Consider the following 14826-nt stretch of genomic DNA (forward strand, 5'->3'; position numbering starts at 1 on the left):
GCAGCACCTGCACCCGGTGATCGACCTCGGCCAGGCAGGACGCCGAGGCCGCGTCGGTATCGGCGGGAATGACCGCCAGGGCGAGGGGCTGGCCGCAGCGCGCGGCCAATGTGAGCAGCCGCTCCAGGGGCGGTGTCACTGTGCCGGCATCGTCGTCGCGCCACCAGAGGGTCGCGGTCCGCCCGGCGTCGGCCCAGGCGTCCAGCTCCCGCTCCACCGCCGACCAATCGGTCATGACAGCGCTTCTTCGGCGTCGGTCTGGCGGGCCAGAAGCTGGATCAGATGGCGCGCGGTTTCCTCGGCGCCGTCGGTGCGGAAGGGGATGGACGGTTTCGCCTCGTGGGTCTTCAGCGCCCGTTCGATGGCCGCGGCCAGGGTGGTCTCGCTCAGCTCCGCCTCGTCGACCACGGTCAGATAGCCCTGTTCCGCAAGACGCCCGGCACGCAGGGTCTGTTCCGTCTCGGTGCCCCCGGCGAAGGGAACCACCACGCCGGGCAGACCGGCCGCCATCACCTCCATCAGGGTGTTGTAACCGCCCTGGCTGATGGACAGGCGCGCCCGGGTGAGCAGCAGGGCGAAGTCGCTGCGCGCGCGCTGCACCGTCACCTCCGGCGGGGCGGCGGCCATGATCGCCTGAAAGTTCGCCTCCGGCAGGTTGGGGCCGATCAGCACCCGCCAGGGAGCCTCGGCCAGGGGGGTCAGCGGCTTGGCGGCCAGGGCGGCCTGCACCAGGTGGCTGCCCACCGCACCGCCACCCACCGAAACCAGGACCTCGCCGTGGCCGGCCTCCGGATCGTCGGCCTGCGGCGGCGGCAGGCTGCGCCCGGCTTCGGTCACATAGCCGGTGTAGTGCAGACGGTCGGAGAGTTCGGCGGCTTCGGGATAGCTGGTTTCGAGGCGAAAGAACTGGGGATCGCCGTGGACGTAGACGAAGTCGAAATCGCGGCGGAAGGTCTCCGCCATCCAGGCCGCCTTCTCCGGGCGCTCCGGCCGGTTGACGATGTCGCGCAGGGAACAGGCGATGAAGGCCGGGGGGTCCGCGGCGCGCGCCTCGGCGATCAGCGGCTCCAGCTCGAAGCGCATCTTGCGGCGGCCGAAGGGATAGAGCTCGATCATCACCACCCGCGGCCGGCAGCGGCGATAGACCGCCAGCAGCAGCTCGCGCCGCCGCGCCATCCAGGCTTCGTCGATGGGCCGGTCGTGCTCGTCCACCAGGACCGCGAAGTGCTCGTCCTGCGCGCGCGCCGGGGGGAGCTGCACCACCTCGACCCCCGGCAGGCCCAGCTCGCCGATGGGCAGTCCGCCGGTGACGAAAACCACCTTCAGCCCGGCACGCTGGAAAGCGCGGGCCAGCACCGCCGCGCGCCGGATATGGCCGATGCCCAGCAGGTGCTGAACATAGAGCAGCACATCACAGCGCTCTTGGTCCGCCTGGTTCACTGCCGCCTCGCCTGCCACCGATCTGATTCCGCGCCGTTCCTTCGGTTACACCGGACCTAGGGAAATGTTGAGCGCCGCAAGCGCAGGCCGTCCGTCCCGCGCCAGGGCAAAGCGGTGGGCGCAGGTCCAATTCAGCCTCACCGGCGGCTTGTCGCGCATGTCCCAACCGCTGGCAAGGGCATAGACCGCGCGGATCACACCCTTGTGAGTGACCGCCACGACAGGCTTTGGCCTGGTGGCAAGCGCACTCAGCAAGGGCATCAGCCGTTCCTGCACCGCCCGGGGACTCTCGCCTCCCGGCGGCTGAAAATCCAGCCCCCGGGCCTCATTTTCCGCCATGACTGGGCCCCCGGACGCGCGCAGGTCCTCCAGGCGCCGACCCTCCCAGGCGCCCCAGTCGGCCTCGATGAGACGTTGGTCCCCGGCCACGGCCTGGCCGCGCAGGATCTCCGCGGTCTGCTGCGCGCGCTTGAGCGGGCTGCACAGCCACTCGGCATCCGCCTCCGCCTCCGGCAGCCGCCAGTCCTGCACCTCTTGGCGTCCGGCCTCGGAAAGCGGCGGGTCGCTGCGACCCTGGATCCGCCCCTGCTCGTTCCATTCGGTCGGGCCATGGCGGATCAGCAGCAGCGTCGTCACCGACGGCTCGCTTCTTCCAGGATGCTGTTCAAGCGGCGGGCGGCGGCCAGCAGGCTGTGGTTCTCGGCGATCACCCGGGGCGCCGCCTCGCCCATGGCGCTGCGGCTTGCGGCCTGGGTGAGCATCTCGCGGACGCTGGCGGCAAAGGTCGCCAGGCCGGGATCGCAGAGATAGCCGGTGACGCCCTCCTCGACGATGGATTCCACGCCCGGGCTGCGCCCGGCGACCACCGGCAGGCCCGCGGCCTGGGCCTCCAGCAGGGCCATGCCGAAGGCCTCGTTGACCGCCGGCCAGACCAGCACGTCGCAGGCGGCATAGAGCGCCGGCATGACCTCCGGCTGGACCAGACCGAGGAAGCGCACCCGCTCGGGCAGGGCCCAGGCGAAGGCCTGGCGGACCTCCTCGTAGGCTTCGCCCTCGCCGGCGACCACCAGTTGCCAGGGCATGTCGGGGATCGCGCGCAGCGCCTGGGCGAGTTGCTGATAGGAGGCCAGCTTGTCGCCGGGCCGGGTCATCGCCGCGGCCAGCAGCCAGGGCATCTCCTGGTCCAGGTGCTGTTCCGCCGCCAGCGCCTCGCGGTAGTCCTGGCGCAGCGGCCGCACGGCGTCGTAGGGCGCGGTGTCGAGGAACGGTTTGAGGGTCCGTACCTTGTCCTGGTCGGGGATCAGCTTGGCGTCCAGCGGATTGAGGGTGACCACGGCGGCCGCCTGTTCCAGGGCCTGCAGCACCGCGCGGTGGCTGCGCGACCAGGGCCCGTTGGCCCGCTTGTAGGCGACCGAGGCCTCGGCGACGACATAGGGGATCTTCAGGGCCTTGGCCACCGCCGGGCCGATCCAGTCCGGCGCCTTGTAGTAGAGGTGGTAGGTGAACCAGAGCTGCGGGCGCTGGCGCGGCGGCCGGGCCTTGTAGCGGCGAATCAGGCGCGCCGCCAAACCCTCCCCCAGGGCCTGCAGGCGGTCCTGGCGTGTCTCATCGCCCGCCGCTTCACGGCTGCGGAACCGGCTGGCCAGGCTGACCTCATGACCGGCCTGCTCCAGCGCCTGCATCAGCAGGCGCGCCATCAGGCGATCCCCCGAGGGGTTGGCGGCGGTCGGCGGTTTCAGCGGAGCATAAAAGGCAATACGCATAATCTAACGGATAAGCACTCTACAGTACCCCGGCGGACGTTTCGGTCCCTTCCGGCCTCAGCAATCTCTCTAAAGCATCGATGCCGCGCTTCATATCAAAATTCTGGCGGACCCTGGCCTCGCCGGCCCGGGCGAGCTTTGCCCTGAGCGCGGGGTCGCCGATCAGGGCGGCCAGGGCATCGCCCAGGGCGCCGGGGTCCTCCGGCGGCACCAGGACGCCGCTGGTGCCGTCATTGATCAGTTCCGGGATCGCCGCCACGCGGGTCGCGAGACAGGCGAGCCCCTGGCTCTGCGCCTCCATCAGCACGTTCGGCAGGCCGTCGCGGTCGCCGCTCCTGGCGATGCGGCTGGCCAGGACGAAGAGGTCGGCCCGGCGGTAGTGTGCAAGCACTGTCTCCTGCGCCTGGGCGCCCAGCCAATCGATGCGCCCGTCCAGGCCCAAGGCCGTAGCTTGCTGCTTCAGCTTGGCGGCAAGCGGCCCGCCGCCGATGTGGCTCAGGTGCCAGTGGCGGTCCGGCGGGATCGCGGCGAGGGCGGTCAGAAGGTCGTCATAGCCCTTCTTCTCCACCAGCCGCCCGACCGAGAGCAGCCGCACGGGATCGGCGGCCCGCCCTCCGTCCCGCGCGCCGGCGGGGTCGGGGAGCTGTTGCGCCGAGGGGGGAAAGCGCTGGAGATCGAGCCCGTGATAGACCAGCGCGACGCGCCCGGGATCGGGGGCCAGGCTGCGCAGGTGTTCGGCGCCATAGGCGGTGCAGGTGACCAGCCAGTCGGCCTCCGCCAGCTTCTCCCGCTTCTCCCAGTCCGGCAGGATCCAGATGTCCTTGGCGTGGGCGGACACGCTCCACGGCAGGCCGCGCATCAAAGCGGCGTAGCGGGTGACGGACGCCGGCGTGTGAAGGAAGTGGGCATAGAGCCGCTCCGTCGCCTCCGGCAGTTCGGCCGCCAGCACGCAGGCCTGTCCGAAACGTCGGACCCGGTTCGGCGTGCGGTCGCGCCAAAGGTCCTTCAAGAAGGTCCGGAGCGCGTGCCGGTAGCCGGAGAGTGCGCGGGCCCGGCGCCAGCCGCGCAGCACCCGCAGCGGTTCCTGGTAGAGGTATTCGGGCAGGTAGTTGACCGGCGCCGTGATCTCCTCGTGCACCGGATGGCGCTTGCGGTCGGTGGGGTGGCGCAGCGAGATCAGGTGGAGGCGGAAACCGCGCTGCTGCAGGGCCAGCAATTCCTGGGCGATGAAGGTTTCTGAAAGGCGAGGATAGCCCTTCAGGACCACGGCCAGGACCGCCCCGTCGGGCGCGGGCGCGCTCTCGCCCGCCGGCGTCTTGGCGGTTTCAAGGGCGGGTTGCGTCACGCCTGGCCCTGGGTCACCGGCTCCGCCAGGCTGAGGTCGTCGCGGCCTTGCTCCAGCCAGTGGTCCGCCAGGCGGACGACGTTCTGCGGCCCGTCGAGCAGACCCGGAACCACGACTTCGGAGGGCTGGCGTTGCTGCGGCAGATTGCGCAGCGCGGTCGCCATCAGATGCGCGTCGCGCACGCCGTCGTCGCGCACCATCTGCACCAGACCCAGCTCCTGCGCCCGGGACGCCCGGATGTATTGCTCCATGCGCGGCTCGGTGCGCGGGATGACCAGCGCGCGCTTGTCGAAGGACAGGACCTCGCAGAAGGTGTTGTAGCCGCCCATGCAGACCATGCCGATGGCCCGGTCCACCAGGTTCTCGATGCGGGCCTCGAAGGTGATGGCCTCCACCTTGTCCAGCTTGGCGGCGCGGGCCAGCAGGTCGCCCTGAACTTCGCTGTTCATGAACGGCCCCAGCACCAGAAGGGCCGGGTAGGGCAGGTGGGGATCGCTCTCATAGGCGCGCAACACCCAGTCGATGATCGCCTCGCCGTCGCCGCCGCCGCCGACGGTGACCAGGATGAAGGGGTCCTGGATTTTCTCCAGGGCGACCTGGGCTTTGGCCTCCGGCAGGGTGCGGCGCAGATATCCGGTGTAGGACATCTTCTTGCGCACCGAGTCCGGCAGCTCGAGGCCTTCCAGCGGATCGCAGATCTGCGGCAGCCCGTAGATCCAGATGTCGTCGTAGTAGCGCATCAGCGCGGGAGCCACCTGTTTGCGCTCCCATTCCGGCGCCAGCAGGCCGGGCTCGTCCATGACATCGCGCAGCCCCAGGACACAGGGCGTTCCCCGGTCGTGCAGCAAGGCGAGGGTCGCTTCCACTTCGCCCCTCAGGCCCAGGGGCTCCTTGTCGACGATGAAGAGGTCGGGGTCGAAGGCTTTGGCCGTGTGCTCGATGATCGACGCGCGCATGGCCATGGTCTGCTCGATATCGATGTGCAGGGCCAGCGAGGTGTAGTCGCCGTTGCGCAGCTTGATCACCCCGGGCACACGCACGAAGTCGACGCGCGCCCGGAAGTCGAAGGAACCGATGATCGGCGATCCCGAGAGGATCAGCACCGACAGGGCCTTGTGGGCCTCGGCCAGGGTATGGGCAATCTCTCGGCAGCGGCGCAGGTGTCCCAAGCCGAAACTGTCGTGGCTATAGATGAGGACCCGCTTGCCTTTGCGGCTGTCAGGCACCCGGTCGTCTCCTTCGTCGCACTTTGCCCAGTAGCGCTGTTTGGCACAGCTTTGCGGGCGGGACTATGACACAGCGCCAACGGCGCCGGAAGTCCGCTCGGCCCATCGCAGGCCACCCACGAAAGCGTGACCCTAGCCCCGCCGCCGCGCTTTGGGCAAACGTTTACCCGCTATCGGCCATGGGCTAAGTTGCGCGGGGAGAAGGCCGAAGGTGACCGAGAGATCAATCGCTTGGCCTCTGTCGGTAAGGGTTATGGAACCGAATATATTCAAGTACGTATGGCATCACAGCCGGGGCGAGCAGCTGATCATTCTGATGCTCGTCATCGTCTCGCTGCCGTTCTATTACTTCTCGCTGAACCTGCCCAAGGACATCGTCAACGAGGGCATTCAGGGCCAGGGCTTCGATGGTCCGGGCGCGACCCAGCCCTTTCTGCAACTCGACCTTCCGTTCTCCGAAGGGCTCTTCGGCGAGACCGTTCAGCTCTTCGGCGGGCTGGACCTGGCCCAGGCCGACATGCTGCTGGCCCTCAGCTTCTCCTTCCTGGGGCTGGTGATCGTCAACGGTCTCTTCAAGTTCGTCATCAACACCCGCAAGGGCCGCATGGGCGAGCGCCTGCTGCGCCGCCTGCGCTATGAGCTGAGCGACCGCATCCTGCGCTTTCCGCTGCCGCACATCCGCCGCGTGAAACCGTCTGAAATGGCGACCATGATCAAGGACGAGGTGGAGCCGCTCGGCGGCTTCATCGGCGACGCCTTCGCGACACCGCTATTCCTTGGCGGCCAGGCGCTCACCGCTCTTATCTTTATCGTCGTGCAGTCGGTCTGGCTCGGCCTGGTGGCGGCGGGCATCGTGCTGTTCCAGGCCTTTCTGATTCCGCGCCTGCGCCGGCGCATCCTGGTGCTGGGGCGCGAGCGCCAGTTGACCGCGCGCATGCTGGCCGGGCGCATCGGCGAGCTGATCGACGGCGCGGTGGAAGTGCATGCCAACGACACCTCGAACTACGAACGCGCCGACCTCACCGCGCGCCTGGGGCGGATCTTCAAGATCCGCTACGAGATCTATCAGCGGAAGTTCTTCGTCAAGTTCCTGAACAACCTGCTGGCCCAGATCACGCCCTTCCTGTTTTACCTGGGCGGCGGCCTGCTGGCGATCACCGGTCATCTCGACATCGGTGCGCTGGTGGCGGTGATCGCCGCCTACAAGGACCTGCCCGCGCCGATCAAGGAGCTGATCAACTGGGACCAGCAGCGCCTCGACGTGCAGATCAAGTACGAACAGGTCATCGACCAGTTCCAGCCGCCGAACCTGATCGAGGCCGGCCGCCAGGCGCCGGAAAACGACCCCGGCCCGCCGCTGGAGGGGGACATCATCGCCTCGGCCCTGACCCTCTTGGACGAGAACGAGATTCCGCTGCTGCGTTCGGTGAGTTTCACCGCCGCGTCCAAACAGCACATCGCCATCGTCGGACAGAGCGGCAGCGGCATGGAGCAGTTGAGCCTGCTGCTTGCCGGCCTGATCGAGCCGAGCTCCGGGTCGCTGCGCATCGGCGGCAAGGACATCGACTCGCTGCCGGCGGCGACCACCGGGCGGCGGCTCTCCTATGTCGGCCAGAACGCCTATCACTTCACCGGTTCGCTGCGCGCCAATCTGCTTTACGGGCTGAAGCACATTCCGGTGGCCGAGGCCGATCCGGAAGAGGCGGCAAGCGCTGCCGACATCGCCGAGAGCCGCCGTGCCGGCAATCCGGTGATGGACATCAAGGCCGACTGGATCGACTACCAGGCCGCCGGCGCCAGCGGCCAGGAGGACATCAACGCCCGCCTGATCGAGATCATGGATGCGGTGGACCTGGAGGCCGATGCCTACCGCTTCGGCCTGACCGGCACCATCGATCCCCTGGCCAAGCCGGAGGTGGCCGAGGGCATCCTCGCGGCGCGGGCGGCGATCATCGAGCGGCTGGCGACCAGCGGCAACGAAGACCTCGTGGTGCGCTTCGAGGCCGACAGCTACAACATGAACGCCAGCCTGGCCGAGAACCTGTTGTTCGGGACGCCGCGGGAGGCCGACTTCGAATCGGAGGTCCTGGCCACCAACCCGGCGGTGGCCGCGGTGCTGAAGGACGCGGGGCTGACTGACGACTTCGTCTCCATGGGCGTTACCATCGCCAAGACCATGGTGGAGATCTTCGCCGATCTGCCACCGGGCCATCCCTTCTTCGAGCAGTTCAGCTTCATCAGCGACGACGACCTGCCCGAATTCCGCACCATCGTCACTCGGGTCGAAAACCTCGGCACCAAGGCCCTGGACGCGGCGGCCTGCCAGCTGTTGCTGGGCCTGCCGTTCAAGTATGTCGAGGCGCGCCACCGTCTCGGCCTGGTGGACGAGACCATGGCGGAACGGCTGCTCGACGCGCGCCGGCGCCTGGCCGAGCGCCTGCAGCGGGAAAGCCCCGATGCCGTGGAATTCTATCGCGCCGATGCCTACAACGCCGCCGCCTCGCTGCAGGACAACATCCTTTTCGGCCGCCTCGCCTATGGCCAGGCCAAGGCCGAGGAGACCATCGGCCAGACCCTTTCGGAGGTGCTCGACGATCTCGGCCTGCGCCAGACCGTGATCGAGGTCGGCCTGGACTACAATGTCGGCATCGGCGGCGGGCGGCTATCCGCCGCGCAGCGCCAGAAGCTGGCCATCGGCCGCGCGCTGGTCAAACAGCCGGACATCCTGATCGTCAACGAGGCGGCTTCGGTGCTCGACCGCTCGAGCCAGGTCCGCCTCATCGAACGCATCCTGGAGATGCGCCGCGGGCGCGGGGTGATCTGGACCCTGCAGCGGCCGGAACTGGCCAGCCGCTTCGAGACCATCCTGGTGATGGGCGACGGCCGGCTCGTGGAGCACGGCAGCTATCAGGATCTGAACGAAAGCGGCACCACATTCAGAGAGCTGGTCGCCGCGGAATAGGCACAACAAAAAAGCGTTCGCGGCAAGCGGGCGCGCAGGCGTTGAAGAGCGAGGATTCGGGCCATGAGTATCGATCAAGAAGTGGACATCCTGCGGCGGATTCCGATCTTTTCCCAGATCGAACCGGCCAAGCTCAAACTCATGGCCTTCGCCAGCGAACGGCTGACCTACAAGTCGGGGCAGACCCTGTTCAATCAGGGTGAGATGGGCGATGCGGCCTATATCGTTCTGGAAGGCACCGCCGACATCGTCATCGACTCCGCCGACGGCCCGCTGCGGGTGGCGCAGCTCTCGGAGAACGAGATCATCGGCGAGATCGCCATCCTCTGCGACATCCCGCGCACGGCGACGGTGGTCGCGGCCAATGAGCTGACCACCCTGAAGATCACCAAGGATTTGTTCTTCCGCATGATCATGGACTTCCCGGAGATGGGGGTCGAGGTCATGCGGGTGCTGGCCCATCGCCTGGAGCAGACCACCAACCAGCTCCGCGTCGCGCGGGCCGCGGGGTGAGCGCTTCGGTGAGACATTCCGGTCTCGCAACAAACCCGGCATGAGCCGCCTGGACAGCTTCATCCGCCGCCTGCAGGCGCAGCGCGGCTGCATCGATCTGGCAGTGGACCGGGTGGCGGCGCTGCCGGGCCCGGTCTTCGAACTGGGCCTGGGCAACGGGCGCACCTACGACCACCTGCGCGAGCGCTGCGAAGGCCGCGAGATCTTCGTCTTCGAGCGCAAGGTGGCCGCCCACCCCGATTGCGTTCCGGATGCGGAACATTTGTTTGAGGGCAGCCTGGAGGAAACGCTGGAGGCGGTGTTGCCGCGCTTTCGCGACGCAGTCGCCCTGGTCCATGCCGACTTCGGCAGCGGCCGTCCGGAGCAGGATGCCCGGCTCTCCGCCTTCATCGCCGCGCGCCTGCCGCAGCTTCTCAAGGCTGGTGGCATTGTGGCCTCGGACCAGAACGTCGGTTGGCCGGGCGCCGAAGCGCTGGACCTGCCGCCCGGCGTCAAGCCGGGCCGCTACTTCCTGTTCCGCAAGGCCTGAGGGCGCCGCCTGACCTCTGCCGACAAATCATTTCAGGTCCAGAACGACCGGCACATGGTCGGAGGGCTTCTCCCAGGTCCGGGTTTCCCGGGCAATGGTCAGCTTTTTCATGCGCTTGCGCAGCGCCTCGGTCACCAGGATGTGGTCCAGGCGCCAGCCGTAGTCCTTGGCGAAGGCCTGGGGAAAGCGGTAGCCCCACCAGGTGTAGAGTGGTTCCGGTTCCGGAATGAAGTGGCGCGGCGCGTCGATCAGCCCGCCGGCGGCCCAGAGCTTGGCCATATGCTCGGACTCCACCGGCGTATGGCCGACACTGCGCCGTAAGCGCTTGTGATTCCAAACATCGTTCTCCAGGGGGGCGACGTTCAGATCGCCCACCAGGACGGCCTTGCGCTCGCCCAGCTTGTCCTTCTTGGCCCAGCGCGCCATTTCCGTCAGGAACTGGAGCTTATGGGCGAACTTGTCGTTCTGTTCCGGATCCGGAACGTCTCCGCCGGCGGGCACATAGAAGTTGTGCAGCTCCAGTCCGCCGATGTCGACGGCGACATGGCGGCAGTCGTCGCGCTTGCACCAGACCGCCTTGCGCGGCTTGGTGAAGCGCCGCCGCGACACGATGGCAACCCCGTTGTAGCCCTTCTGGCCGTGCACCAGGTGGTGGGGATAGCCCATCTCGGTCAGGGCCTCCGCCGGGAAGATCTCGGTCGGCAGCTTGATCTCCTGCAGGCAGATCACGTCCGGCTGATGCTCGGCGGCGAAGCGCGCCAGGTGATCCAGGCGCTGGCGCAGGGAGTTGACGTTCCAGGTGGCTATTCGCAGGGGCATGGGCGCTCCAGGGTGGCAGGACGACCGTCATTCCGCTTGCGGAACGGAATGGCAGAATCATTGCGGAAGTGTAACGAAGGGGACTCCCCACGCCCGGAAAGCTATCGCGCCTTTCTTTGCGACTGCAAGGGGACAGCGGCGCACCGTGCGGCGGCGCGAAGACCATTTATCGAAAAACGGGGCCCAAAAAGATGGAACGCCCGGTCGGGGGGGATCCGGGCGCTCCGTTTCTCCGCGGAGAAGCGGAAGAAAGGCAGGGGAATGCATCCTTCCGCTGTTGCCGGCACACCTTTGCGGCGCCGGCCGTTAAACGATAATTTAGGATCGATTTGCGGCTTTGCAATCTCACATCTGCGTCAGCCGCCAGATTGTCTGATTTTGTCGGCAAAGACCCTGAAGGGCGTTGGGAGATCAGGCCCTTCTTCCTAGGAATACCCCTTAGGCGCCGCGTCCCGAGACCAGACTCAGCCTGGGCGATCCGCCGGAATTGCGGGCGTCTGCGCGGCCTTGTGCAGCCTTGCCGAACGCCGCGAACAGGCGGGCCGAGAAGGGATTCTCCCAGGCCTTGTATTCGGGATGCCACTGAACCCCCAGGGCGAAGGCGCGGGCGCCGGCCACGCTGACCGCTTCCACCGTGCCGTCCTCGGCCCAGCCCTCTTCCGTCAGGCCGTCCGCGACCCGGTCCAGGGCCTGCCAGTGAAGGGAGTTGACCGTCAGTTCCCCGGCCCCGGCCAGCTCGGCGAAGGGGCCGCCGGCGCGCAGGCGCACCGGGTGTTTGGGGCCGTACTGAACGTCCAGCTCCGGGTGCTTGGGGCGCCGATGGTCCATCCGGCCCGCCACTTCGTGGACCCGGGCATGGAGGCTGCCGCCCAGGGCGACATTCAGCTCCTGAAAGCCGCGGCAGATGGTCAGCAGCGGCAGGCCGTCCTCCAGGGCGATGCGGATCAGTGCCAGGGTCGTCGCGTCGCGCGCCGGGTCGAAAGGCTCGGCCTCCGGCGTCTCCGGCAGGCCGTAATGGTCCGGATGGACGTTGGAGGGGCTGCCGGTGAGCATCAGGCCGTCGAGGCGCCGCACCAGGGCGCGCAGGTCCAGCAGGTCTTCGCCCAGAGAAGGAATCATCAGCGGCGTCGCCTTGGCGCAGACCGCCAGCGCGCGCACGTACTTGTCGCCCACGGTGTGGAAGGGCTGACCGTCCACGTCGCGAACGCAGGCCGGCACGCCGATCAGGCAGCCGCCGTGGGCAGGAAGATCGTCCGTCATGGCCCTTAGGTACGCCTCCGCCGAGAACCTGACAAGGGGCCTCACAAAGGGGCCACGGCAGCTTGACTTGCGGCGCCGTGGCCCGCCTGCCATATCAGCGGGGATGGCAGAGCTGGACGCACTTCTGGGGTGGAAGGCCGCGGCGGTGGGGCTTTGGGTCCTGCTGTTCTTCGCGGCCGAGCGCCTGCGGCCGGCGGCCCGGCCGATCCTCGGTACAGGGCCCGGCGTGCCGCGGCCCGGCTGGTGGCGGGTCGGGCGCAACCTGGGGCTCTGGCTGATCAACGCCGCCCTCTCGCCGCTCATCGTCCTGCCGCTCACGCTCTGGGCCTCCAGCCACGCGATCCCCTGGCGCCCGGACTGGTGGCAGGGTTTGCCCGGCCTGGCCCTGGATATCCTGCTGCTGGACCTGCTGATCTACTGGTGGCACCGCTTCAACCACGAACTGCCGTTCCTCTGGCGGTTCCACGAGGTGCATCACCTCGACCGCTTTCTCGACACCACCACCGCCCTGCGCTTTCACTTCGGCGAGGTGCTGCTTTCGGCCCTGGCCCGGGCCGGGATCATCCTGCTGCTGGGCTTTCCCTTCACCTCGGTGGTGGTGTTCGAGGTTCTGGTCCTGGTCTGCGCCATCTTCCATCACTCCAACCTGCGCCTCCCGGCGGGCCTGGAGGGCGTTCTGTCGCGCCTGATCATCACCCCCTCGATCCACTGGGTACACCACCATGCCCGGCGACGGGACACGGATTCCAACTACGGCACCATCTTCAGCTTCTGGGACCGCCTGTTCCGAACCCGCAGCCCCATGGCCCGGGATCTCGCGATGCCCATCGGTGTGGAAAAGCGGGAAGAGGAGCCGATTCTCGCCCTGCTCGTCCATCCCCTGCGCGCAGGGCCGCGGCCCGAACTGCCGGCCCAGGAAGGCCAGCGCCGCGGCTAAGGCCAGCCCACCGAGGAAATTTCCCCGCCTTCGGATGAACCTTTCATCGAGGTCCCGCGACTGAAGCTGCGAACGGCGCTTGCCTGCCGTTCTGTTTCAACCAGTTCCAGCCTCCGGGAGTTGACGATGAAAAGCATGACCTTTGCCCTTTTGGCCGCCCTGGCCATCGGTTCCACCCAGATGGCAGTGGCCGCCGAGCGCGCCAAGCCAGTGCCCGCCGGCCCGCAGCTCAAGCTGAAGGCGCCGCCCGCCGCCAAGCCGGATTTCGTAATCCAGCACGCCAGCGCCATCGGCGGCTCAGACACGCAGTTCATGGTGAAGATCAAGAACGCCGGCGCGGTGAACAGCCCGGGGGCCCTGCTCCAGGCCAGCAACGCCACGGGCGTCGCGCCGGGCAACGCCACCGTCCCCTATCCTTCGATCAAGGCCGGCCAGTTCATCTGGGTGAAGGTTGAGTTGAACAAGCCGGCGCGCAAGGGCGACCGGATCCTTCTGTTCGCGGACCACAACAACGCGGTGGCCGAGGTCAAGGAATCCAACAACAAGTACGCCTTCAACTGGTAAGGCCCACCATCGGCCGGTCAAGGCATGCCGGGACGTACCCCCGGCATGTCGCCGGTTCGGCGCACTCGGCGCCCTAGCGCTCGGGCCGGCGTTTGTTGTGGACTTCCAGGTGGTGGTACTTGAAGAGGTCGTCGCTGACGGGTTGGCCGTAGACCGGATTGATCAGGGAGACCTGGGTCGCTATGCCCTGGGGATCGATGAGTTCCCACTTCTGCAGGGTCAGCGGCCGGTCGGTGAAGACCAGGGTGACGATGCCGCCGTCGGGCGAATCCGGGTCCTGCAGCGAGACCCTCAGGGTGCCCAGGGCTTCCTCGATGGCGACGATCTCCACGTTGTCGTCGAAGCGCACCTCCTCGCGGATCAGGAACCAGAGGGGTGTTTCCCAGAGCGGCAGAAAGGTCGCCTCTTTCAACTGCTTGTCGTAGTAGAGCAGGGTCAGGCCGTTGGCGATCAGCAGCACCGGGGTCGGCGGGTCGTAGTCGAAGCGCATATGCCCAGGGCGGTCGACGAAGACCTCGCCTTCGGCATAGCCGCCGTTGTCGGAGATCTGCACGAAGCGCGCCTGCATGGTCTTGATGTCGTTCAGATAGCGCTCGATGCGCGACAGGGCCGCCACTTGGTCCGGGGAGAGCGCTCGCAGGGCCTCCTGGCTCTGCGCCCGGGCGATCCCGGGGCCGGCGAAGCCGGCGGCCGTCAGCGCCGCGGCGGTGCAGCCCGCCGTCAGCAGGGCGCGCCGTGTCAACCGGGGGCGCCGGCTCATACCTCGCCTCCGCCCGGCGGGATCACCTCGCGCTTGCCGACGTGGTTGGCGCCTGAAATCAAACCTTCGCTCTCCATCCGTTCAATGATCCTGGCGGCGCGGTTGTAGCCGATCTGCAGGTGGCGCTGGACAAAGGAGGTCGATGCCTTGCGATGCTGCAGCACTACGGCGACGGCGCGGTCGTAGAGGTCGTCGCCGCTGCCTTCGCCCATCCCCATGGCGCCGCCGTCCATCTCGCCGTCGGCCTCCTCGGTGATGGCATCGATGTAGGAAGGCTCCCCCTGGCGTTTCAAGAAGGCTACCACGTCTTCGACCTCCTGGTCGGTGACCAGGGGCCCGTGGACGCGGGTGATGCGCCCGCCCTGGGCCATGTAGAGCATGTCGCCCTGGCCGAGAAGCTGCTCGGCGCCCTGCTCGCCCAAAATGGTGCGGCTGTCGATCTTGGAGGTGACGTGGAAGGAGATGCGGGTCGGGAAGTTGGCCTTGATGGTGCCGGTGATGACGACGACCGAGGGGCGCTGGGTGGCGACGATCAGGTGGATGCCGGCGGCGCGGGCCATCTGGGCCAGGCGCTGGACGGCGGCCTCGATGTCCTTGCCGGCGACCAGCATGAGGTCGGCCATCTCGTCGACCACCACGACGATGAAGGGCAAGGGCCCCAGGTCGAAGGGCTGCTCCTCGTAGATCGGCTGCCCGGTGTCCGGGTCG

14 protein-coding genes and 1 pseudogene are annotated in these 14826 nt (G+C 67.7%); 5 read left to right on the plus strand and 10 right to left on the minus strand.

What is annotated here, in order from left to right; all coding sequences use genetic code 11:
• From Q0996_RS05600 to Q0996_RS05625, 6 genes and pseudogenes are all read right to left on the minus strand, one after another.
• Nucleotides 1-235 (minus strand): annotated as a pseudogene (locus tag Q0996_RS05600) (hypothetical protein); the annotation flags it as partial.
• Entirely contained in the window at nucleotides 232-1440 is a 1209-nt protein-coding gene (locus Q0996_RS05605; protein ID WP_299616769.1) for a glycosyltransferase family protein, read from the minus strand. The pseudogene Q0996_RS05600 and the gene Q0996_RS05605, both read right to left, overlap by 4 nt.
• A 45-nt stretch (nucleotides 1441-1485) precedes the next feature.
• Nucleotides 1486-2076 (minus strand): histidine phosphatase family protein, encoded by a 591-nt coding sequence (locus Q0996_RS05610; protein ID WP_299616771.1) that lies wholly within the window; start codon nucleotides 2074-2076, stop codon nucleotides 1486-1488.
• Nucleotides 2073-3137, minus strand: a complete 1065-nt coding sequence (locus tag Q0996_RS05615; protein WP_299616773.1) for a glycosyltransferase family 4 protein — start codon at nucleotides 3135-3137, stop codon at nucleotides 2073-2075. The genes Q0996_RS05610 and Q0996_RS05615 overlap by 4 nt, the downstream gene beginning before the upstream one ends.
• Before the next feature lie 85 nt (nucleotides 3138-3222).
• Nucleotides 3223-4548: a glycosyltransferase family 4 protein gene (locus Q0996_RS05620; RefSeq protein ID WP_322096646.1), complete on the minus strand. Its 1326-nt coding sequence runs from the start codon at nucleotides 4546-4548 to the stop codon at nucleotides 3223-3225.
• Complete coding sequence (locus tag Q0996_RS05625) at nucleotides 4545-5774, minus strand: glycosyltransferase family protein (RefSeq protein WP_299616775.1); 1230 nt, start codon at nucleotides 5772-5774, stop codon at nucleotides 4545-4547. The genes Q0996_RS05620 and Q0996_RS05625 overlap by 4 nt, the downstream gene beginning before the upstream one ends.
• A 253-nt stretch (nucleotides 5775-6027) precedes the next feature.
• On the opposite strand from Q0996_RS05625, the gene Q0996_RS05630 reads away from it, so the two are divergent.
• The 3 genes from Q0996_RS05630 (at nucleotide 6028) to Q0996_RS05640 (ending at nucleotide 9778) form a co-directional block, all read left to right on the plus strand.
• A complete protein-coding gene (locus Q0996_RS05630; RefSeq protein WP_299616777.1) occupies nucleotides 6028-8736 on the plus strand; it encodes an ATP-binding cassette domain-containing protein in 2709 nt (902 codons plus the stop codon).
• 63 nt (nucleotides 8737-8799) lie between these two features.
• The gene (locus Q0996_RS05635; protein WP_299616779.1) at nucleotides 8800-9249 is read left to right on the plus strand and encodes a cyclic nucleotide-binding domain-containing protein; all 450 of its coding nucleotides are present in this window, start codon (nucleotides 8800-8802) and stop codon (nucleotides 9247-9249) included.
• Between the two features lie 40 nt (nucleotides 9250-9289).
• Nucleotides 9290-9778, plus strand: coding sequence for a class I SAM-dependent methyltransferase (locus Q0996_RS05640; RefSeq protein WP_299616781.1), 489 nt, complete (start codon nucleotides 9290-9292; stop codon nucleotides 9776-9778).
• 27 nt (nucleotides 9779-9805) lie between these two features.
• Here Q0996_RS05640 and xth read toward each other — a convergent pair whose 3' ends face one another.
• Nucleotides 9806-10597, minus strand: coding sequence for an exodeoxyribonuclease III (xth, locus tag Q0996_RS05645; RefSeq protein ID WP_299616783.1), 792 nt, complete (start codon nucleotides 10595-10597; stop codon nucleotides 9806-9808).
• 438 nt (nucleotides 10598-11035) lie between these two features.
• A complete protein-coding gene (locus tag Q0996_RS05650; protein ID WP_299616785.1) occupies nucleotides 11036-11857 on the minus strand; it encodes a gamma-glutamyl-gamma-aminobutyrate hydrolase family protein in 822 nt (273 codons plus the stop codon).
• 103 nt (nucleotides 11858-11960) lie between these two features.
• On the opposite strand from Q0996_RS05650, the gene Q0996_RS05655 reads away from it, so the two are divergent.
• Nucleotides 11961-12794: a sterol desaturase family protein gene (locus tag Q0996_RS05655; protein ID WP_299616787.1), complete on the plus strand. Its 834-nt coding sequence runs from the start codon at nucleotides 11961-11963 to the stop codon at nucleotides 12792-12794.
• Nucleotides 12795-12920: 126 nt separating this feature from the next.
• On the plus strand, nucleotides 12921-13358 hold the full coding sequence (locus Q0996_RS05660; RefSeq protein ID WP_299616789.1) for a CARDB domain-containing protein: 438 nt from the start codon (nucleotides 12921-12923) through the stop codon (nucleotides 13356-13358).
• Between the two features lie 73 nt (nucleotides 13359-13431).
• On the opposite strand, the gene Q0996_RS05665 is transcribed toward Q0996_RS05660, so the two are convergent.
• Together Q0996_RS05665 and Q0996_RS05670 are read right to left on the minus strand one after the other, a co-directional pair.
• Nucleotides 13432-14118 carry an outer membrane lipoprotein carrier protein LolA gene (locus Q0996_RS05665; protein ID WP_299616791.1) on the minus strand — a complete coding sequence of 229 codons (687 nt, stop codon included), beginning with the start codon at nucleotides 14116-14118 and terminating at the stop codon, nucleotides 13432-13434.
• Nucleotides 14115-14826 (minus strand): DNA translocase FtsK (locus Q0996_RS05670; RefSeq protein WP_299616793.1); only part of this gene is annotated, 712 nt, incomplete at its 5' end. The genes Q0996_RS05670 and Q0996_RS05665, both read right to left, overlap by 4 nt.

The organism is Pelagibius sp., from assembly GCF_028289705.1.
Lineage (GTDB): Bacteria > Pseudomonadota > Alphaproteobacteria > Kiloniellales > Kiloniellaceae > Pelagibius.